This window comes from Pseudaestuariivita sp., assembly GCF_052825805.1.
This window is the reverse complement of the sequence record NZ_JBRBVB010000002.1, coordinates 603,805-623,020: the sequence shown is the minus strand read 5'-3', so window position 1 is coordinate 623,020 and position 19,216 is coordinate 603,805. Positions and strand designations below refer to the sequence as shown.

General features: G+C 65.1%; 17 protein-coding genes. 12 read left to right on the top strand and 5 right to left on the bottom strand.

Going from position 1 to position 19,216, the window contains the following annotated elements; translation table 11 throughout:
* The first annotated feature begins 20 nt into the window (after positions 1-20).
* The 4 genes from ACU0B3_RS03995 (at position 21) to ACU0B3_RS03980 (ending at position 3,650) form a co-directional block, all read left to right on the top strand.
* On the top strand, positions 21-566 hold the full coding sequence (locus tag ACU0B3_RS03995) for a TRAP transporter small permease (RefSeq protein ID WP_446259512.1): 546 nt from the start codon (positions 21-23) through the stop codon (positions 564-566).
* Positions 567-579: 13 nt separating this feature from the next.
* Positions 580-1,839, top strand: coding sequence for a TRAP transporter large permease (locus ACU0B3_RS03990; protein ID WP_446259511.1), 1,260 nt, complete (start codon positions 580-582; stop codon positions 1,837-1,839).
* Positions 1,840-2,006: 167 nt separating this feature from the next.
* Entirely contained in the window at positions 2,007-2,600 is a 594-nt protein-coding gene (locus tag ACU0B3_RS03985) for an HNH endonuclease (protein ID WP_446259510.1), read from the top strand.
* Positions 2,601-2,954: 354 nt separating this feature from the next.
* Complete coding sequence (locus tag ACU0B3_RS03980) at positions 2,955-3,650, top strand: GNAT family N-acetyltransferase (RefSeq protein WP_446259509.1); 696 nt, start codon at positions 2,955-2,957, stop codon at positions 3,648-3,650.
* Between the two features lie 174 nt (positions 3,651-3,824).
* Here the strand turns inward: ACU0B3_RS03980 and ACU0B3_RS03975 are convergent, their stop codons facing one another.
* From ACU0B3_RS03975 to ACU0B3_RS03955, 5 genes are all read right to left on the bottom strand, one after another.
* Positions 3,825-4,334: a bactofilin family protein gene (locus ACU0B3_RS03975; RefSeq protein ID WP_446259508.1), complete on the bottom strand. Its 510-nt coding sequence runs from the start codon at positions 4,332-4,334 to the stop codon at positions 3,825-3,827.
* Entirely contained in the window at positions 4,324-5,637 is a 1,314-nt protein-coding gene (locus ACU0B3_RS03970; RefSeq protein ID WP_446259507.1) for a DUF5930 domain-containing protein, read from the bottom strand. The genes ACU0B3_RS03975 and ACU0B3_RS03970 overlap by 11 nt, the downstream gene beginning before the upstream one ends.
* Before the next feature lie 231 nt (positions 5,638-5,868).
* Complete coding sequence (locus ACU0B3_RS03965) at positions 5,869-6,678, bottom strand: ferritin-like domain-containing protein (RefSeq protein ID WP_446259506.1); 810 nt, start codon at positions 6,676-6,678, stop codon at positions 5,869-5,871.
* Positions 6,679-6,780: 102 nt separating this feature from the next.
* Positions 6,781-7,164: a RidA family protein gene (locus ACU0B3_RS03960; protein WP_446259505.1), complete on the bottom strand. Its 384-nt coding sequence runs from the start codon at positions 7,162-7,164 to the stop codon at positions 6,781-6,783.
* A gap of 102 nt (positions 7,165-7,266) precedes the next feature.
* Positions 7,267-7,725, bottom strand: a complete 459-nt coding sequence (locus ACU0B3_RS03955) for a peroxiredoxin (protein WP_446259504.1) — start codon at positions 7,723-7,725, stop codon at positions 7,267-7,269.
* Between the two features lie 108 nt (positions 7,726-7,833).
* Here ACU0B3_RS03955 and ACU0B3_RS03950 point away from each other — a divergent pair, with 108 nt between their 5' ends.
* The 8 genes from ACU0B3_RS03950 (at position 7,834) to ACU0B3_RS03915 (ending at position 19,159) form a co-directional block, all read left to right on the top strand.
* Positions 7,834-11,151, top strand: coding sequence for a hypothetical protein (locus ACU0B3_RS03950; RefSeq protein ID WP_446259503.1), 3,318 nt, complete (start codon positions 7,834-7,836; stop codon positions 11,149-11,151).
* Positions 11,152-11,178: 27 nt separating this feature from the next.
* Positions 11,179-12,237: a tRNA preQ1(34) S-adenosylmethionine ribosyltransferase-isomerase QueA gene (gene queA, locus ACU0B3_RS03945; protein ID WP_446259502.1), complete on the top strand. Its 1,059-nt coding sequence runs from the start codon at positions 11,179-11,181 to the stop codon at positions 12,235-12,237.
* Between the two features lie 118 nt (positions 12,238-12,355).
* Complete coding sequence (locus ACU0B3_RS03940; protein WP_446259501.1) at positions 12,356-13,663, top strand: MFS transporter; 1,308 nt, start codon at positions 12,356-12,358, stop codon at positions 13,661-13,663.
* A gap of 116 nt (positions 13,664-13,779) precedes the next feature.
* Positions 13,780-14,358 carry a DUF924 family protein gene (locus ACU0B3_RS03935; protein WP_446259500.1) on the top strand — a complete coding sequence of 193 codons (579 nt, stop codon included), beginning with the start codon at positions 13,780-13,782 and terminating at the stop codon, positions 14,356-14,358.
* Positions 14,359-14,515: 157 nt separating this feature from the next.
* Positions 14,516-15,910, top strand: a complete 1,395-nt coding sequence (gene lpdA, locus ACU0B3_RS03930; protein ID WP_446259499.1) for a dihydrolipoyl dehydrogenase — start codon at positions 14,516-14,518, stop codon at positions 15,908-15,910.
* Positions 15,911-16,169: 259 nt separating this feature from the next.
* Positions 16,170-16,583: a hypothetical protein gene (locus ACU0B3_RS03925; protein WP_446259498.1), complete on the top strand. Its 414-nt coding sequence runs from the start codon at positions 16,170-16,172 to the stop codon at positions 16,581-16,583.
* Positions 16,584-16,808: 225 nt separating this feature from the next.
* A complete protein-coding gene (rpiA, locus tag ACU0B3_RS03920) occupies positions 16,809-17,597 on the top strand; it encodes a ribose-5-phosphate isomerase RpiA (RefSeq protein ID WP_446259497.1) in 789 nt (262 codons plus the stop codon).
* A 92-nt stretch (positions 17,598-17,689) separates the two neighbouring features.
* Positions 17,690-19,159 carry an FAD-dependent oxidoreductase gene (locus ACU0B3_RS03915; RefSeq protein WP_446259496.1) on the top strand — a complete coding sequence of 490 codons (1,470 nt, stop codon included), beginning with the start codon at positions 17,690-17,692 and terminating at the stop codon, positions 19,157-19,159.
* The last annotated feature ends 57 nt before the right edge of the window (positions 19,160-19,216 follow it).

Genomic DNA, 19,216 nt, shown 5'->3' with positions numbered 1-19,216 from the left:
ACCGCAATGAGGGCACCGCAATGAAGGTACTGCGCCGCATCTCCGCCCTCTGGGCGCGGATCGAGCTGGCGCTCGCCGCGCTGCTGGCGTTGGCGGTGACGCTGCTGATCCTGCTCAACGTGGTGACGCGCTCGGCGGGAGCGGCGCTTTATTGGGTGGACGAGTTGGCGATCTACGCGATGGTCTGGATGACCTTTCTGGGTGCGTCGGCGGCGCTGCACTACCGCGACGCGGTCGCTATCACGATCCTGCCCGACGCGGTGCCCGATCAGGCGCGGTTCTGGCTCGCCAAAGGCGTCGATGTGGTGGTGATGATCTTTGCGCTCTTTATGCTCTGGTTTTGCTGGCGCTGGTTCAATCCGGCGGGTCTGGCGCGCGCGGGCTTTGACGTGATGGCCTTTCAGGGGGCGACGTTCAATTTCATCTACGCCGAGCCGACCAGCACGCTCGGCATCAAGAAGGTCTGGGTCTGGCTAGTGATGTGGGCCTTTGCCCTCGGTGCATGCCTGCACGCGCTGGCGGGTCTTAGCGACATGCGCCCGCGTCCGAGAATTCTCAGCACATGAGGGCCTTTCGCACATGACGCCCATCGTCTTTGCCGTGATGCTGTTCGCCGCCGTGCCGGTTGCGCTGGTATTGGTGTTGTCGGCGATCTGGTACATCTGGGAGAGCGGCAACGGCATCCTCTACGACAGCTTCGCGCAAAAGATGTTTGCCGGGGTCGAGAATTACGGCCTGTTGGCGATCCCTTTGTTTATGCTCACCGGCGAGTTGATGAACGAAGGCGGCATGACCAAGCGCCTGATCGGCGCGGCGCGCGTGTTCGTCGGCGGGTTCCGGGGCGGGCTGGCTTATATCAACCTTTTATCCAATATGTTCATGGCGGCGATCATCGGCTCGGCCACTGCGCAGATCGCGGTCATGTCCCGCGCCATGGTACCGGCGATGGAGGAAGAGGGCTATGACAAGGGCTTTGCCGCCGCCACGACGGCTGCGGGAGGGCTCTTGGCGCCGGTGATCCCGCCCTCGATGATGTTCGTGATCTTTGGCGTGCTGGCGCAGATCCCCATCGGCGACATGTTCGTGGCGGGGATCATCCCGGGGCTGATCCTCGCGACGCTCTTTGCCATCGTGATCGCGCTGATCGGGCTCTGGCAGGACTTTCCCAAGGGGCATTGGCTCAGCGGTCCCGAGGCGTTGCGTGCGCTTTTGGCCTGTGTGCCCGCCGCGCTGATCCCGGTGGCGATCATCGGCGGGATCGTGTTCGGGATCGCGACGCCGACCGAGAGCGCGGCGGTTGCCTCGCTCATCGCCTTCCTCGTCGGCTGGCTGGGGTACCGCGAGCTGGACCCGACGCGCCTCTTCGAGATGTTCAAGCGCACGGCCATCAACGCCTCGATGATCATCTTCATGATCGCCGCGGCGAACGTCTTTGGCTGGGTGATCATCTATGAGGCGCTGCCGCAAAAGCTCGCTGCGCTTATCACCAGTATCACGCGCGATCCATTCCTCTTCCTCCTGATCGTGAACCTGTCGCTGCTGTTCGTGGGGATGCTGATCGATGGGATCGCGGCGGTGATCCTGATCACGCCGATCCTCCTGCCCATCGCGATCGAAAGCTATGACATCAGCCCCTACCAGTTTGGCGTGGTGATCTGCCTCAACCTGGTGCTGGGGCTGCTGACGCCGCCGGTGGGTGTCGGGCTTTACATCGCGTCGTCGATGGGAGGCACCTCGCCGGGGCGCATCCTGCGCTCGCTCTGGCCGTTTTTGCTCGCCGTCACGGGCGCGCTGATTGCGCTGAGCTATTTTCCGATCCTGTCGACCGCGCTTTTGTAGCTTGTGTCACGCGCCTGACATCTGGGCAGGGCATGTCATGTGCGACATCTTGTGGTGCCATGGCGCTTGCCAGCGTCTTTCCCCGAGATATAGTCGAGACAACAACCGGGGCGGGTCCCCCGTCCCCAGTGCCAGTTGAGGCAGACCGGGCGAGAGCGGAGTCGCAGATGCAATCCACGGAAAGTGAATTCAGGACCGAGTTCGTACGAAGTCCGGGCGCGTTGAAACAGCACCCGGCCCTGGTGCTGAATGCGGATTATCGGCCTTTGAGCTATTACCCGCTGTCGCTCTGGTCCTGGCAGGACGCGGTCAAGGCCGCCTGGCTCGACCGGGTGGACATCGTGGCCGAGTACGACGACGTGGTGCATTCGCCCTCCACGACGATCAAGATCCCGTCGGTGGTGGTGCTCAAGGACTACGTCAAACCGCAAAAGCGGGTGGCGTTCACGCGCTTCAACCTCTTTCTGCGGGACGAATTCCAGTGCCAGTATTGCGGGGCCAAGGGCGATCTGACCTTCGATCATGTGGTGCCGCGCTCGGCGGGCGGGATCACCTCGTGGGAGAACGTGGTCGCCGCCTGCGCGCCTTGTAACCTCAAGAAGGGGTCGAAGTCGCTCAGCCGTGCGGGCTTCTCCCTCCGCAAGCCGCCGCGCCAGCCTGGGGCTGAGGAGCTGCGCAACATGGGCCGTAAGTTCCCGCCCAACCATTTGCACGAGAGCTGGATGGATTTCCTTTATTGGGATGCGGAGTTGGAGGCATAGGGCTCCGCTTCGGGCGTTGTGCGTGCAGCTGGTGGTGCGTTTTCAGGTATTTTTAAACCGGAGATGGGACCTGGTTTGGTGCCTTGCTGGCTGATGGAGTGCGGCGGGGCCGCGTGAGTGTTCGGCAGTGCCCACCTTACGGGTGTAGGAGAAGGGACTAGGCCGGGGGTGATCGGTCGGGTGGGTGATCGGTCGGGTGGGTGATCGGTGAGGGACGGTCGTAACGCACGAAGTACGGGAGTGCCGGACCGGGTGGGCGACTAGCGCGATAAGGCTCGGAAGCTGGCGAGAATGGAAAACATGTCGGAATTTCAACGCACCTCCATGCCGTCGCCAAAGCTGCGGCAGCAGCACTTGAGCGCGCTTGCGGAGCCGCAGGAGTACTTTCTGGAAGAGCTTGTTCGCAGCGGCCAGTTCTGGGTCACGGACGACGGCTCGTACGGCGTGACTTCTGGCAAAAGCCTGGTCGAGTTCTTTTGCGCTGACCCGGCAATCTCAGCGGGAATTTTGCGGCAGCTTCAGAAACAAGCCGGCCTCTCAACTGCGCTTGTGAAGTCGTTTGATGGCGACTTCAAGCAGGCTTGCGCGGCGCTTGGATGGACAGGGTCGGTAGGCGCGTTCCTTTTCCGAGAGCGGCACGCATATGCGCCGACCGTCTTCCCAGACGCCGACAAAAGCGCGGCACAACACGGTGATTTGGACGAGCTGTGGGAGATCAACCACGACTTTTTTGAAAGCAGGGACGAGATCGCGGCGCTCGCGGACAGCAACAAGCTTTGGACCGTGCGGGTCGGCGGAAAGATCGCCGGGTGCGGGCTGTCGAACCGTTTCCATGAAGAAAGCCCTGCGGTGGACATCGGTATGATGGTCGCCCCGGGCTTTCGCCGCAAGGGGCTCGGGACCCACATCGTGATCGAGATGGCCAATCGAGCTGAGCAGGCCGGCCTACGCCCGATTTGCGGATGTGCGGCCAGCAATGCTGCGTCCAAGGCGACCCTCGAGAAGGCAGGCTTTGTGTCTGCGCATCAGCTGATGTCATTTGCTGTTTAAGACGCACGGCGTCTGAGGCCGGCGGTGCAGCTCAGTGATTTAAGCTGCACCCATGACTTTGGGTTTGACCCTCTGTTTGGGTGTGTAACGGGTGTATAGTTCCGACTCCATCACGGTGCGCAAAGAAAAAGCCCCGCCGGGATGGCAGGGCTTTGCTTGCGGTGTATGGCCGGATTACTCGGCGGCCGGTGCCGCGGCGGGCGCGGGTTTCGGCATTTGTGATTTCGCGCCGAGCGGGTCGTCCTGGCGCTGCACGGAGCCTTCGAAGTGCGCGCCGCTTTCGATCGCGATGGTCTTGTGGATGATGTCACCCTCGACGCGAGCAGTCGCAGTCAGGCGCACCTTGAGGCCGCGGACCTTGCCCACGACGCGGCCGTTCACGACGACGTCGTCGGCCATAACCTCGCCCTTGATCGTGGCGCTTTCGCCGATGGTCAGAAGGTGCGCGCGGATATCGCCTTCGACGGTGCCCTCGACCTGGATGTCACCGGTTGTCTTGATATTCCCGGTGATATGCAGGTCCGAAGACAGCACCGACGCGGCCGGTTTGGCCTTGGGCGCGGAGGCCTTGAACTCGGTCTTGGGCGCCGGAGCGGAGTCCTTGGAACCGGAAGAGGCCGGCATGGGCGCGGGCTTCATCTCGGGTTTCGGCGCGGGATCGTTGATTTTGCTTTTAGAAAACATTGTTAGCAGCCTTGATGTAGATCATGGGGTTCACCGCGCGACCGCCTACACGCACTTCGTAATGCAGATGGGTCCCGGTGGAGCGTCCGGTGTTCCCCATAGCACTAATCTGCTGCCCACGCGAGACCCTTTGACCAACTTTCACGATCAGCTTCGAGTTGTGGGCATACCGGGTTTCTATGCCGAACTCGTGCTGGATTTTCACCAGCTTGCCGTAGCCCGAGCTCCACCCGGCATGGGTGACCACGCCATCGGCGGTGGCGTAGATCGGTGTGCCGTGCGGCGCGGCAAAGTCGGTGCCGCTGTGCATCCGCCCCCAGCGCGGGCCAAAGCCCGAGGTGTAGCGGAAGGGCGATTTGAGCGGCAGCGCGAAGGGCGCCTTTTGCGCGGCGATGCGGTAGACGTTGAGCCGGTCCATCTGATCGAGCAGCCGGTTGGCGCGCAGCGTGTGCTCGGACGGGGTCTCTCCGCGCGTCGAAAAGCTGAGCGGCGCCATGGGCCCGCCCTGGCCGGAATAGCCCCGGCGCACGGTTTTCAGCAGGCTGTCGGTGTTGAGGCCGGCCTGGCTGAACATCTTGTCGAGCGGCTTGACGGAGATCGTCATCGCCTCTTCGAGCTGGCGGAAGATGCGGTCGTTCTTTTCCTCGAGAAGGCGGATTTCCGAGCGCATCTCGTCTGCGCGCAACAGCGCGTCCTGGGCGTCGGCAACCACCTTGTCCCGCTCGGCGGCCGTTGCGGCGAGCGCGTCGGCGAGGAGATCCATCGTGCCGTCGCCTGCGCCGCCCGCAGAGGGCAGGGCGGTGCCACCGTCTTCGAGCGCCGCTTGCAGCTCAACGGCTTCGTCGCGGGCGATCTCGCGCTCCTGCATGGTCTTGCGCAGGGTGGCCTGGATCACCTCGATCCCGGTTTCGAGCTCGCGGCGGCGAGTCTCGGATTCCAGCAGTTGCTCCTGCATGACCGAGACTTGCCGAAGCGCGGCGTTAAAGCGTTCCTGCGCGGCGAGCGCCTCTTCGGTGCGCAGGTCCCGCTCTTCGGAGAGGGCGTTGAGCCGGTTGAGGTACGTCTGCTGGTCGCGCTTGGCCTGTTCGCGGAAGTTGCCGGACCCGATCGAGTCCATCAGCAGGATGGCTGAAGCAATGATCGCCCATGCCACGACGACGGTTGCGCCGGAAAAGGCCAGAAGCTGTGTGGAGGGGCGCAGGCGGATGAACCGGGTGTCGCTGTCGGACCGCAGGAAAAGGCGTCGTTCGGGGAACGTCCGCTCCAGAAGATGGTCGATCTTGATACCCAAACGTGACCGCATGCAACCGGCTCCCCAACCCTGTTCCCCCAAAACGGTTTGGATGTGAGTGATCCGCGCCGCCTCGTCAGGCCCACGTCCCCACGCGCGCCTCGCATCGGTTAATCAAACCTCGCCTGATGGCGCAACATTTTTGCGCGGCGCGCGCTGCCGTCTGCCGGGAATCGCGCGCCTCCGGCAGGTTTTTGCCGATCGTTCGTGGTTAACGCGGGGGCCGCTGTGGAGAGGCTCGCCTCAGCTGGCCGCGAGGGGCCAGTAGAAGTCCGGCGGCAGCCCGGCGTCGGCGCGCTTTTCCTCGTTGAAGGGCGGTTTCAAGGCGCCTTTGAAATAGCGCTGGACGAGGGCGTGGAAGGTCTCCTTGGGGTCCATTTCGTGGCGGCCGCAGAGGAAGTGGAACCACTTCGATCCGTAGGCGACATGCGCGACCTCTTCGGCGTAGATCGTCTCGAGCGCGGCGACGGCGTCCGCGGCATCTGCCTTGCGAAAGATCTCGATCATGCCGGGCGTGACGTCGAGGCCGCGCGCCTCGAGCACCATCGGCACAACGGCGAGCCGGCCCATGAAATCATCCACGGTGTCTTCGGCGGCGCGCCACATGCCGGCATGGGCGGGAAGGGCGCCGTATTGGCTGCCCGCCGCTTCAAGGCAGTCGCACATCAGGTTGAAATGCTTGGACTCTTCATCCGCGGCTTTGACCCAGTCGTCGTAGAAGCCCAGCGGCATCGCGGTCCCGGCAAAGCGCGGGATGATGTCCCAGTGGAGGTCGACGGCGTTGAGCTCGATATGCGCCACGGCGTGCAAAAGCGCGATGCGCCCCTGCGGCGAGCCCGGCTTGCGCTTTGGCACATCGCGCGGGTGCAGCAGTTCGGGCTCTTCGGGGCGTGACGGGCGGAGCGGTGGTGTGGCGTCGCCAATCGGCAGCGGTGTGCCCGCTTTGCGTGCGGCAAACCATTCGGCAGCGTACTGCCGCGACAAGGCCGTCTTGGCCCGCCCGTCGGCGGTGGTCAGGACCTCGACGGCCATTTCGGTCAGGCTGGCAGGCATGGGCGGGTCCTCAAACGCAGGATGGGTGGTACCACCCATCCTACAGATGGACGCGAGAGGCCAGATGGGAAGAAAAGGTGGACCGCGTCCTGCTTGATCCGCCTATGCGACAGCAACAACCTCGATTTCCAGAAGCCATGCTTCATCGTAAATACCGGTGATGATCACGGTTAACGCCGCCTCGATGTTCCCAAGAACCTCTTGCCTCACTTCGGAGTTGATCTGTCGATAACGTCGATCACTGAGAAACGTCGTGTGCTTGACGATGTTCTCAAGCCCCATGTCAGCTGCCCGGAGTTGTGCTTCGACGTTGCACCAAGTCAGCTCGGCCTGTTCACGAAAGGATTCAGGCACCTTTCCATCTGTCGTGACCGGGATTTGTCCGCTGACGTAAACCACGCGCTCGGCGCCCGTCGTTTCGACAGCTTGCGCGTACTTTGCCGAAGTCCCGGGAGCTTCGGGTGAGTTGATGCCACATTTTTTCATGACAAATTCCGTTGTTCTTTTGCTCTTGAGCCGTGTCTTGCTAGACCTTTGGCTTGCTGTGCCACAGGCAAAAGTTGATGAGGCGGCGAAACCTCGACAAAGCTAAAGCGCCTTCGCCGCCTCCAGCACCGCCTCCGCGTGGCCCGGGACTTTGACCTTGCGCCATTCCTGCGCAACCCTGCCGTCGGCGCCGATCAGGAAGGTGGAGCGGTCGATGCCCATGTAGGTCTTGCCGTACATCTTCTTTTCGACCCAGACGCCGAAATGCTCGGTCAGGGCGCCGTCTTCGTCGGACAAGAGCGGCATGCCGAGGGCGTGCTTGGCGACGAACTTGTCGTGCTTGGCCACGCTGTCGCGTGAGGCGCCGAGCACGGTGACGCCCAGCTTTTCGAACTCGGGCAGCGCTTCGGTGAAGGCGATGCTTTCCTTGGTGCAGCCGGGGGTGTCGTCCTTGGGGTAGAAGAAGAGCACGATCGGGCCGTCGATCGCCTTGAGGGCGAGGGTGCCGCCGCCGTCGCGGGGCAGGGTCAGGTCGGGCAGGGTCAGCGTTTCATCGCTCATGGGGTCTCTCCGTCAGGTCTTTGGTCGGGCCATCCGCCGTATCGCGCTTTGCATCTAGCGCGGGGCTTGTGACAATAAAGGCCGATCCGCCTTGCCCGAGGAGAGCCCGTGCCGGAGGCCACGCCACACGATATGCCTGAGGTGACGCCCGCCGCGCGTGCAAGGCGCCGTGCCCTGCCACGTGCGCTGCTGTGGCTTTTGTGCGTGGCGTTTGTGGGCGGCGTGGCGGCGGCCGGGTTCGCGCTGACGCTGCCCGGGCGCAGCTTTGTCGCGCCGGCCTGGATCGAGGCGCGGGTGGAGGCGCGCCTGCAGGAGCTGCTGCCGCAGACCGACGTGCGCGTGGCGCGGATGCGCGTCGCGTTCGAGCGTAACCTCAGCCCGCGCATCGGGCTGGAGGACGTGGAGCTGGCCGACACGTCGGGTTTTACCCGGCTAAGCCTGACGGACCTCGATGTGGGCGTGTCGCTGGCTGCTGCCACCGAGGGCGCGGTGCGGGCGCGGGACCTGCGCGTGAGCGGAGTTGTCATTGCGGCGGCGCGGGCGCGGGACGGCTCGCTCAACTTTGCCTTTGGCCAGTCGGGCGCGGCGCGCCAATTCGACAGTCTCGGCGATGCGCTGGCGGCGGTGAGCGCGGTGTTCGACGATCCACGGCTGGGCGCCTTACGGGAGGTGCAGCTCGACGGGGTCACGCTGCGCTATGACGATGCGCGGGCGGGGCGCAACTGGACGGTCGACGGCGGGCGCGTCGCGCTGCAGCGGCAAGGGACTCGGGTTGCGCTTAGCGGCGATTTCGCCGTGCTCGGCGGGCGCTCGGTTGCGGCCTCGCTCGGTACGTCGCTGACGACCGATCTCGAAACGGGCGAGACGGCGTTCACGCTCAACGTGCGGGACGTGGCGGCGCGCGATCTGGCGAGCCAGGCGCCGGCGCTGGCGTGGCTCGAGGTGCTGCGCGCCTCGATCTCGGGCTCGCTCTCGGGCGGGTTCGATGCGGACGGAGCGCTGCAGCCGCTGCGGGCGGCCCTGCAGCTGTCGAACGGGGCGCTGCAGCCGACCGATGCGACGGACCCCGTACCGTTTCGCCTCGCGCGCACGACGCTGACCTATGACCCCGGTACCGACGTCATCGCCATCTCGCAGCTCGACATCGACAGCGCCTGGGCAGCGCTTGGCGCGACGGGGCAAGTGCTGCTGGGCGCGCGGCGCAACGGGCTGCCGGAGGACTTTACCGCGCAGCTGCGCTTTGGCCGGATCGTGGCGAACCCGGCGGGGCTCTACGAGGAGGCGCAGGTGATCGCGGGCGCGGACCTCGATTTCAAGATCGCGCTCGATCCGTTCGAGCTGACCATCGGGCAGGCGCGGCTGCGGAGCGGCGAGATGCCGATCACCGCGCGGGGGCGCGTGGCGGCGGGGCAGGCGGGCTGGCTCTGGGGTGTCGAGGCCGCCGCGCCATCGCTGAGCTGGGAGACGGTCGCGCGGCACTGGCCGGAGGCGCTTTATCCCAACACGCGGCGCTGGCTGAGCGCTAACCTCGAGGCGGCGGCGCTGCGCGGGGTGCAGTTCGCGCTGCGCCGGACGGGGCCGGCGCGGGAGGACCGGGACTTCCTTCTGAGCTTTGGGTTCGACGGCGCGGAGGTGGGCGTGGTGCGCGGTCTGCCGCCGGTCACCGGTGCGGCGGGGCAGTTCACGCTGGAGCGCGGGCGGCTTGCCATCACCACGGTCAGCGGCGGCGTCGATGCGCCTCAGGGCGGGCGTGTGGAGCTGGGTGGCAGCACCTTTGTCATTCCGGACGTGCGCCAGAAGCCGTCACGGGGCGAGGTTGCCTTGCGCGGGGAAGGGCCGGTGACGGCGATCCTGTCGCTGCTCGATCAGGAGCCGTTCGGCTATATCACGAAGGCCGGCCAGCAGGTGACGCTGGCCAAGTCAGGCACAGCCCGGTTTGACGGGCAGATTGCCCTGCCGGTTGGCACCCGGCCGGGGCCGGGGGAGGTCGCATTTGCGTTTGACGCGGTGGCGCGGGATGTCGCCTCGGACGTGCTGGTGAAGGGGCGGAGCCTGACGGCGCGCCGCCTCGACATTCGCGTGGACAACGGCGGGCTGCGTGTTGCGGGCGCGGTTGATCTCTCAGGCGTGCCGTTCGACGGGGCCTTTGAGCAGCCGTTCGCGCAGGGTGGCGCGCCGGGCAAGGTCACGGGAGAGGTCACGGTGAGCGATGCGGCGCTGCGCAGCTTTGGCGTGCGTCTGCCGCAGGGCTATGTGAGCGGTTCAGGTCCGGCGGACGTGGAGATCACACTGGCGCGCGGTCAGGCGCCGACCTTCGACGTGCGCTCGCGGCTTTCTGGGATCGGGCTGCGGCTCGATCCGATTGGCTGGCGGCTGGGGCGGGAGACGCGTGGGACGCTGTCCGTGAGCGGCGCACTGACGCAGCCGACGCGGATCGACCGGATTGCGCTCGATGCGCCGGGGCTGGAGGCCGAGGGACGGATCACGCTGACGCGGGCGGGCGCGTTCGAGAGCCTCAGGCTCGACCGGATCGTCGCGGGTGGATGGCTTGACGCGCGCGGTCGCCTGCGCAGCCGCGGCGCCGGGCGCACGCCGGCTGTGGAGATCACGGGCGGACGGCTCGACATGCGCAAGGCGCCGTTCCGGGGTAGAACCGGTGCCGGGCAGGCCGGAGGAGCTGGGGCGACAACGCCGGTGACGGCGAGCCTCGACCGGCTGACGGTGACCGACGGCATCTTTCTTGCGCCGCTGCGCGCCGAGCTGACGGTCGGGCCTCAGATCGAAGGGCGGTTCAGCGGCAACGTCGGCGGCGCGGCGCCTTTGTCCGGTTTGCTCGAACCCTCACGGGGGAGCACGGGTGTGACGGTCGAAAGCCCCGACGCGGGCCGTGTGCTGGCGGCGGCCGGCCTGATGAAGCGCGGGGGCGGCGGGCAGATGAACCTGCGCCTGCGCCCGGTGCGCGACCGGACGGGGCATTACGACGGGGACCTCAATATCAAGAACATCCGCCTGCGCGACGCGCCCGCGGTGGCGGCGCTTTTGAGTGCGATCAGCGTCGTCGGCATTCTCGAGCAGATGGGCGGGGAGGGCATCCTCTTTTCCGATGTGGAGGCGGAGTTCCGGCTGGCGCCCGACCGGGTAACGCTGCTGAATTCGAGCGCGGTGGGTCCGTCGATGGGGATTTCGATGGACGGGTTCTACAAGTTCGCCGATCAGAAGATCGATGTGCGCGGCGTGATCTCGCCGATCTACATCCTGAACGCGCTCGGCTCGATCTTTTCGCGCAACCGGGAGGGCCTTTTCGGCTTTGCCTACGGGATCAAAGGGACTACCTCGGCGCCGAATGTGCGGGTCAACCCGATGTCGCTGCTGACGCCGGGCATGTTCCGCGACCTCTTTCGCAAGCCGCCCCCGACGGTGGATTGACCAAGCCCGAACCGCCAGGGTGCGCCCATGAAGCTCAGCGACTTCGATTTCGACCTGCCCGACGATCTGATCGCCGTGCGTCCGGCGCGTCCGCGCTCCTCGGCGCGGCTGCTGCTCGCCCGAGGGGCGGAGACGCAGGACCGCATCTTTCACGAACTGCCGGAGATACTCGCGCCCGGCGACCGGCTGGTGCTGAACGACACGCGTGTGCTGCCTGCGCGGCTGAGCGGTCTGCGCCGGCGCGGCACGGCGGAGGCGCGGATCGAGGCGACCCTGCTCGAACCCAAGGCAGACGGGACGTGGACTGCGCTCTTGAAGCCGCTCCGCAAGGTGCGTGACGGGGAGACGCTGGTGTTTTCCGAAGAGCTCAGCGCGGAGGTTGTGGGCCGTGCTGAAGGGCAGGCGCGTCTGGCGTTCAACCTTTCAGGCGAGGATTTCGATGCGGCGTTGCAGGAGGCCGGCGCGATGCCGCTGCCGCCTTATATCGAGGCCAAGCGCAAGGCGGATGAGGCGGACCGCGACGATTACCAGACGGTCTGGGCGCGCCATCAGGGCGCGGTTGCGGCGCCCACGGCGTCGCTGCATTTCGACGGACCGGTGCTGGAGGCTTTGCGCGCGCGCGGGGTGGCGTTCACCTACGTGACGCTGCACGTCGGCGCGGGCACGTTCCTGCCGGTCAAGGTGGACGACATCGCCGAACACAAGATGCACGCCGAGTGGGGCGAGGTCACCGAGAAGGCGGCCGCCGAGATCGCTGCCACGCGCGCCGCCGGAGGGCGCATCATCCCGGTCGGCACCACCGCGCTGCGCCTGATCGAGACGGCTGCGCGCGAGACAGGTATGCAAGAGACTGGCGCGATCGCGCCGTGGTCGGGCTGGACGGACATCTTCATCACGCCTGGCTTCGAGTTTCAGGTCGCGGATGGGCTGATGACCAACTTTCACCTGCCGAAATCGACGCTGATGATGCTGGTCTCGGCCTTTATGGGGCAGGCGCGAATCTCCGAGATCTACGCGCACGCGATTGCACAAAAATATCGCTTTTTCTCCTATGGGGATGTCTCGCTGCTTTTGCCCGATCCCTAGGCGTCGGTTTCAGACGGCCCGTGTCGCGGGCCAGCGATCAGGCGCGCCGCAGACGGCATAAGGCGCGGGCAAGCGCACCCCATGCCGCGCCCACCTTCTCCTCCCGAAAGGTCTTGCAATGCTGCAGATTGTCTCCTCGTCCTGGGCGCTCTTGCTCGGCATCGGCCTCTTGATGGTCGGCAACGGTGTGCAGGGCACGCTGCTCGGCGTGCGCGGCGGGCTCGAGGGGTTCTCGACCTTCGAGCTGTCGGTGGTGATGGCGGGCTACTTTGCCGGCTTTCTGGGCGGCTCGCGCATGGCGCCCGAGATGATCCGCCGCGTTGGCCATGTGCGCGTCTTTGCGGCGCTCGGCTCGTTTGTGTCGGCCTCGCTCATCCTCTTTCCGGTGCTGACGGACCCGATCTCGTGGACGCTGCTGCGCGTGATCGTGGGGTTTTGCTTTTCGGGGCTCTATGTGACCGCCGAAAGCTGGCTCAACAATTCGACAACGAGCAAGAACCGTGGCCAGGCGCTGTCGGCCTACATGATCGTGCAGATGGCCGGGATCATCGGCGCGCAGGCGCTGGTCTCGGCGGGTGATACGTCGGGCTGGGTGCTCTTCATCATCCCGTCGGTGCTCGTTTCGATTTCGTTTGCGCCGATCCTGCTCTCGATCAGCCCGACCCCGCCGTTCGAAAGCACCAAGCCGATGACCCTCAAGGAGCTCTACGCCGTCTCGCCGCTGGGATGCGTGGGCATGTTCCTTTTGGGCGGCGTCTTTTCGGCGCAGTTCGGCATGTCGGCGGTGTTCGGCACGGCGGCGGGGCTGAGCGTGGGGGAGATCTCGCTCTTCGTCTCGATGTTCTTCGTGGGTGCGCTGACGCTGCAATACCCGCTTGGCTGGCTCTCGGACCGGATGGATCGGCGGGTGCTGATCCTGATCGTGGCTGCCATTGCGGCGGTGGCGGCGCTCCTTGGTGCGGTGATGACCTCCGCCCTACCGGCGCTGCTGGTCGCGGCGTTCTTTGTGGGGGGCATGTCGAACCCGCTCTACTCGCTGCTCTTGGCCTACACCAACGACTTCATCGAATACGAAGACATGGCCGCGGCCTCGGGCGGGTTGATCTTTATCAACGGGCTGGGTGCGATTGCCGGCCCGGTCGCCACCGGTTGGGTGATGGAGACGTTTGGCCCCAGCGGCTTTTTCGTCTTCATCCTCGTGCTGCTGGTCGCCATCGCAGCCTATGCCGCTTACCGGATGACCCAGCGTCCCGCGCCGTCGGTCGACGATACGAGCACCTACGCTCCGGTCTACCAGGGCTCGTCGCCCGTCATCGTCGATGCGGCCTGGGAATTTGCCGCCGAGACGGCTGAGGCGGAAGCTGCGGCGTCGGGGGAAGCAGAGGCGGCAGGCGAGGAAACCTCTGACGCCAAAACGCGCATATAAAACGCCACCCGCGCAAATTCTTGCCGCTGCGTCAGCGCGCGCCTTGTTTTCCGCATTCTTTGAACAAATAAGTCGGGTAACACTTTTGTAACCATTCCTGCGCCCTGGAGACCCCCATGACCCGCCCCGATGATGTGCTGACCTTCTGGCTCGACGAAATCGGACCCAAGGGCTGGTATGACAGCTCGCCCGAGCTCGACCGGGAGATCCGCGAGCGCTTCAGCGGAGCGCTGACCGACACGCTCGAGGGGCGCAACGGATTCTGGCCGACCTACCCGTCGGGAGCCTTGGCCTACATCATCCTGACCGACCAGTTCCCGCGCAACATGTTCCGGGGTCAGGGCCGCGCCTTTGCCTCCGACAAATGGGCGCGGGCGGCGGCCAAGAACGCGATCCACCACAAGTGGGATCTCAGGATCGACAGCCCGGCGCGGCAGTTCTTTTACCTGCCGCTGATGCACTCGGAGAACCTGCAGGACCAGGACCATTGCGTGCGCCTGTGCTGCGAGCGGATGCCGCCGGAGACGACGACGCTGCTGCACGCCCGCGCGCATCGGGAGATCATCCGCCAGTTCGGGCGGTTCCCGTTCCGCAACGCGGCGCTTGGCCGGCGCTCCACGCTGTCCGAGCAGCGCTTCATGGACGGCGGTGCCTATGGCGCGATCGTGCGCGACCTCGACAAACAGGCGGCCTGACGGCGCACACGCCCTCCTATCAGCTTCGGAACTTTCCACGCGGGCCAAGCGTTGCCATGCGTGCATGGCAGCTTGTCCCAAGGGGCGGGTGGCCGCGCTTTAAAAACTAGTTTAACGTTAAACCAGTTTATCTCGCCGCTGCTGACAGGAGGCCCGCATGGCTGCGCAATCTTTCGACATGATCGTGATCGGGGCAGGGCCCGGCGGCTATGTGGCCGCCATCCGCGGCGCTCAGAACGGGCTCAAGGTCGCGATCGTCGAACGCGAGCACATGGGCGGCATCTGCCTCAACTGGGGCTGCATCCCGACCAAGGCGATGCTGCGCTCGTCGGAGGTCTTCCACCTGATGCACCGCGCCAAGGAGTTCGGCCTCAAGGCGGACGGGATCGACTATGACCTGGACGCCGTCGTCAAACGCTCCCGCGGCGTGGCAAAGCAGCTGAACTCCGGCGTCGGCCACCTGATGAAGAAGAACAAGGTCACCGTCCTCATGGGCGAGGCGTCCCTGCCGGCCAAGGGCAAGGTCTCCGTCAAGACGGACAAAGGCACCGAAGAACTGACGGCTAAGAACATCATCCTCGCCACCGGAGCGCGCGCGCGCGAGCTCCCGGACCTCGAAGCGGACGGCGATCTGGTCTGGACCTACAAGCACGCGCTCGAACCGAAACGCATGCCGAAAAAGCTGCTCGTCATCGGCTCGGGCGCGATCGGCATCGAATTTGCCAGCTTTTACAACACCCTGGGATCCGACACGACCGTTGTCGAAGTCATGGACCGCATCCTGCCGGTCGAGGATGCCGAGATCAGCGCCTTCGCCAAGAAGTCGTTCACCAAGCAGGGCATGAAGATCATGGAAAAAGCCATGGTCAAGAAACTTGACCGGGCCAAAGATAAAGTCACCGCCCATATCGAGGCTGGCGGGAAGGTCGAGAAACTCGAGTTCGACACCGTCATCTCAGCCGTTGGCATCGTCGGCAACACCGAAGGGCTCGGCCTCGAAGACCTCGGCGTCAAAGTCGACCGCACCCACGTCGTGACAGATGAATTCTGCCGCACCGGCGTCGACGGCCTCTACGCCATCGGCGACATCGCAGGTGCGCCCTGGCTTGCGCACAAGGCCAGCCACGAAGGTGTCATGGTCGCCGACCTCGTCGCGGGCAAACACGCCCACCCGGTCAAACCCGAAAGCATCGCCGGCTGCACCTACTGCCATCCGCAAGTCGCCTCCGTCGGCCATACCGAAGCGCAGGCCAAGGAAGCCGGCTACGACATCAAAGTCGGCCGTTTCCCCTTCATCGGCAACGGCAAGGCCATCGCTTTGGGCGAGCCCGAAGGTATGATCAAGACCGTCTTCGACGCGAAAACCGGCGAGCTCCTCGGCGCACACATGATCGGCGCCGAAGTCACCGAGCTGATCCAGGGCTACGTCGTTGGCCGCCAGCTCGAGACGACGGAAGAGGACCTGATGAACACGGTCTTCCCCCACCCGACGCTCAGCGAGATGATGCACGAGTCGGTGCTCGACGCCTACGACCGCGTGATCCACATCTAGCTTTGGGCGGCCTTTCGAGGGGCCAGCCCCTCACGTTGAAAATCTCCAATTTTCAACGCTCACAAATTCATTTTCGAGGGGCCAGCCCCTCGAGCTCCCCGGGATATTTCCAGCCAGAAGAAAACAGACCTTACTGCTTCTTCTGGCCAAAAAATCCAAAATCCGACACGTACCGAATGCGCCTCGCTTCCGGGCTGAAGGTACTCCGTTTACATACGCGCCAATTCGACTAGCCTGCCTGCAAACAGCGGAGGCTCCCATGCGCATTGCCACCACATCCATTATCCTCGCAGCCGTGATCGGCAGCGCTGCAACCGCGGAAATCGCAGCCCCGCACCTCAAAAACACCGCGCCCCTTCAGCACGAGGCGCAATCCGCCTTTGGGTGCAAGCTCTACCACGGCACAGGCGATTGCGCGCTGCCCGAGGACCTTGGCAAGGTGCGCAGCGGCGCGCTCGAAACGCTCGCCAACCTAAACCTGCGCTTCATCCCCGACAGCGCCAGCGACAAACAGGGCGTCGTCCCGCGCGGCCTCTGCATCGAGACATCGATGTGCACCGAGAGCTTTCTCGACAAGGAAGTCTGGTGCCGCGTCGCGCTCGACGCCCGCACCACCGGCTGGGTGCTCAAGGAGGATGCCAACAACGTCTACGCCCGCGACGGATGCGGATAACCGCGCGCCGTCCCGGTCCCTTCTTCGGTTCTCAAATACCTGAAATCGGCGTCTGCCACGCCACAAAACGGCCGCAGCAGTGCCGCGGTCTTTCCACAAAGCCTGTCCCAAAGGTCACGCCCGCGCCGAATCCGGCGCATGTGCGCCCCGCGCCCTTGGCCGCGCCGCCCGACTTGCGCTAGGCGAGGGGAAACGCTGCACGCCAGACATCATAAGGAGCCGCCCATGGCCGGAGAGCTGTCCCCCATCGACAAGGCAAAATTCGTGGCCGCCAAACGCGCCGCCGACCTCGTGGAAACCGGCATGCGGGTCGGGCTCGGCACCGGGTCGACCGCGGCCTGGCTCGTGCGCTGCCTTGGCGAGCGCGTGGCGGACGAGGGGCTGCGCTTTCGCGGCGTGCCGACCTCCAGCCGCACCGCAAACCTGGCGCGCGACTGCGGCATAGACGTCGTCTCCCTCGACGAGGCGCGCTGGCTCGACATCACCATCGACGGCGCGGACGAGTTCGACGACGAGCTGCAGCTGATCAAAGGCGGCGGAGGCGCGCTCCTGCAGGAAAAGATCGTCGCAACCGCCTCCGACCAGATGGTCGTGATCGCCGACATCGGTAAAGAAGTGGAAAGCCTCGGCGCCTTTCCACTCCCCTGCGAGGTCATCCCCTTCGGCTGGCAGACCACCAAGGCGCTCGTCGAGGAAACGCTGATCCAGATGGACGTGCTGGGGCGCAACACCACGCTGCGCATGAACGGCGACGCGCCTTACGTGACGGACGAGGGGAACTACATCCTCGACTGCCACCTCAAGCGCATCGGCGATCCGCGACAGCTCGGCATGGTGCTCAACCAGATGCCGGGCGTGGTGGAGAACGGACTTTTTGTCGACATCTGCGACAAGGTCATCATCGGCTTTGGCGACGGGCGTGTGGAAACGCGCGACATCAACGAGGGCACGGTGGAGGAAGACCGCCTCGACTTCGTCGAAAGCGACAACCTCTTTTCCGACATCGCCGATTGACCGCGAGCGCGAGGTCCGCGCGCGGCGCGCATTGATGTTTGGACGCGGTGCCGCGATATAAGGCACACGCGACAAGACACAGGACCTCCGCCATGGCATTTGACTACGACCTCTTCGTCATCGGGGGCGGCTCCGGCGGCGTGCGTGCAGCCCGCGTTGCGGCCAGCGAAACCGGCGCCAAGGTCGCGCTGGCCGAGGAAAGCCGCTACGGTGGGACCTGCGTGATCCGCGGCTGCGTGCCAAAAAAGATGATGGTGTTCGCCTCCAGCTACCCCGCCGCGATGGAAGAGGCGCAGGCTTACGGCTGGGACGTCACCACAGGGCCGCTCGACTGGCCGAAGTTCCAGCAAAAGATGGCCGGCGAGCTCGACCGGCTCGAAGGCGTCTACCGCTCGATCCTGTCCAAGGCGGGGGTGGAGACATTCGACCAGCGCGCGACCATCGCTGATCCTCACACCGTCAAGTTGGCCGATGGCACCACCAAGACGGCCAAGCACATCCTCATCGCCACGGGCGGGCGGCCCACGCGGCCCGACCTGCCGAACGCGCATCTGGGGATCGTTTCGGACGACATCTTCCACCTTGAGACGCTGCCGAAAAAGATCCTCATCGTCGGCGGCGGCTACATTGCCTGCGAATTCGCCTGCATCCTCAACGGACTGGGCGTCGATGTGACGATCTTCCACCGCGGCGCGCAGATCCTGCGCGGCTTTGACGACGAGGCGCGCGGGCTGGTGGCCGACGTCATGCGGTCCAAGGGGATCACGATCCACACCGGCGCCAGCATCCTCGAGATGGCGCCCGCCGAAGGGCACGAGGCCAACATCCTGACAGGCTCGGACGCCTCCATGGGCGCAGATGCCGAAATGCAGGCCGACCTTGCGGACGAGACGTCGCCGAAAGGCGCGGCGATTGGCCCGATCTGGGCCAAGGCGATGAACGGGCAGGAGGGTGTCTTCGACATGGTCTTCTTCGCGACCGGGCGCCGGCCGAACACCGACGACATGGGTCTCGAAGAGGCCGGCGTGGCGCTCAAGCGAAACGGCGCCATCAGCGTCGATGACTACAGCCAGACCGGCGTGCCTTCGATCTATGCCATCGGCGACGTGACCGGCCGGGTCGAGCTGACGCCGGTGGCGATCCGCGAGGGGATGAAGTTCGTCGAGACCGTCTTCAAGGGCAACCCGACGCCCGTCGATCACGAGCTGATCCCGTCGGCGGTCTTCACCCAGCCCGAGCTCGGCACCATCGGCATGACCGAACAGGAGGCGATCGAGCGGGACGCAGGTCCGGTCGAAATCTACGCCACCTCCTTCCGCCCGATGAAGCAGGCGTTTGCGGACGGCACCGACCGCGTCCTGATGAAGCTTGTCGTCGACAAGGAAAGCCGCACCGTCCTCGGCTGTCACATCGTGGCACCCGACGCGGGCGAGATGATCCAGCTGGCCGGCATCGCGGTCAAGATGGGCGCCACCAAGGAACAGTTCGACGCAACATGTGCCGTCCACCCGACGATGGCCGAAGAGCTTGTGACAATGCGACACCCCGTCCGCACGGCTTGATTTTCATTCCGCGCTGCACAGGTTATGCGGTGACGCGAACACTGACCGTGACAAGAG

Coding starts and splice junctions, on each gene's coding strand:
- ACU0B3_RS03995 (WP_446259512.1), top strand. CDS start 21: ATGAAGGTACTGCGCCGCATCTCCGCCCTCTGGGCGCGGATCGAGCTG.
- ACU0B3_RS03990 (WP_446259511.1), top strand. CDS start 580: ATGACGCCCATCGTCTTTGCCGTGATGCTGTTCGCCGCCGTGCCGGTT.
- ACU0B3_RS03985 (WP_446259510.1), top strand. CDS start 2,007: ATGCAATCCACGGAAAGTGAATTCAGGACCGAGTTCGTACGAAGTCCG.
- ACU0B3_RS03975 (WP_446259508.1), bottom strand. CDS start 4,334: ATGTTTTCTAAAAGCAAAATCAACGATCCCGCGCCGAAACCCGAGATG.
- ACU0B3_RS03970 (WP_446259507.1), bottom strand. CDS start 5,637: ATGCGGTCACGTTTGGGTATCAAGATCGACCATCTTCTGGAGCGGACG.
- ACU0B3_RS03965 (WP_446259506.1), bottom strand. CDS start 6,678: ATGCCTGCCAGCCTGACCGAAATGGCCGTCGAGGTCCTGACCACCGCC.
- ACU0B3_RS03960 (WP_446259505.1), bottom strand. CDS start 7,164: ATGAAAAAATGTGGCATCAACTCACCCGAAGCTCCCGGGACTTCGGCA.
- ACU0B3_RS03955 (WP_446259504.1), bottom strand. CDS start 7,725: ATGAGCGATGAAACGCTGACCCTGCCCGACCTGACCCTGCCCCGCGAC.
- queA (WP_446259502.1), top strand. CDS start 11,179: ATGAAGCTCAGCGACTTCGATTTCGACCTGCCCGACGATCTGATCGCC.
- ACU0B3_RS03940 (WP_446259501.1), top strand. CDS start 12,356: ATGCTGCAGATTGTCTCCTCGTCCTGGGCGCTCTTGCTCGGCATCGGC.
- ACU0B3_RS03935 (WP_446259500.1), top strand. CDS start 13,780: ATGACCCGCCCCGATGATGTGCTGACCTTCTGGCTCGACGAAATCGGA.
- lpdA (WP_446259499.1), top strand. CDS start 14,516: ATGGCTGCGCAATCTTTCGACATGATCGTGATCGGGGCAGGGCCCGGC.
- ACU0B3_RS03925 (WP_446259498.1), top strand. CDS start 16,170: ATGCGCATTGCCACCACATCCATTATCCTCGCAGCCGTGATCGGCAGC.
- rpiA (WP_446259497.1), top strand. CDS start 16,809: ATGGCCGGAGAGCTGTCCCCCATCGACAAGGCAAAATTCGTGGCCGCC.
- ACU0B3_RS03915 (WP_446259496.1), top strand. CDS start 17,690: ATGGCATTTGACTACGACCTCTTCGTCATCGGGGGCGGCTCCGGCGGC.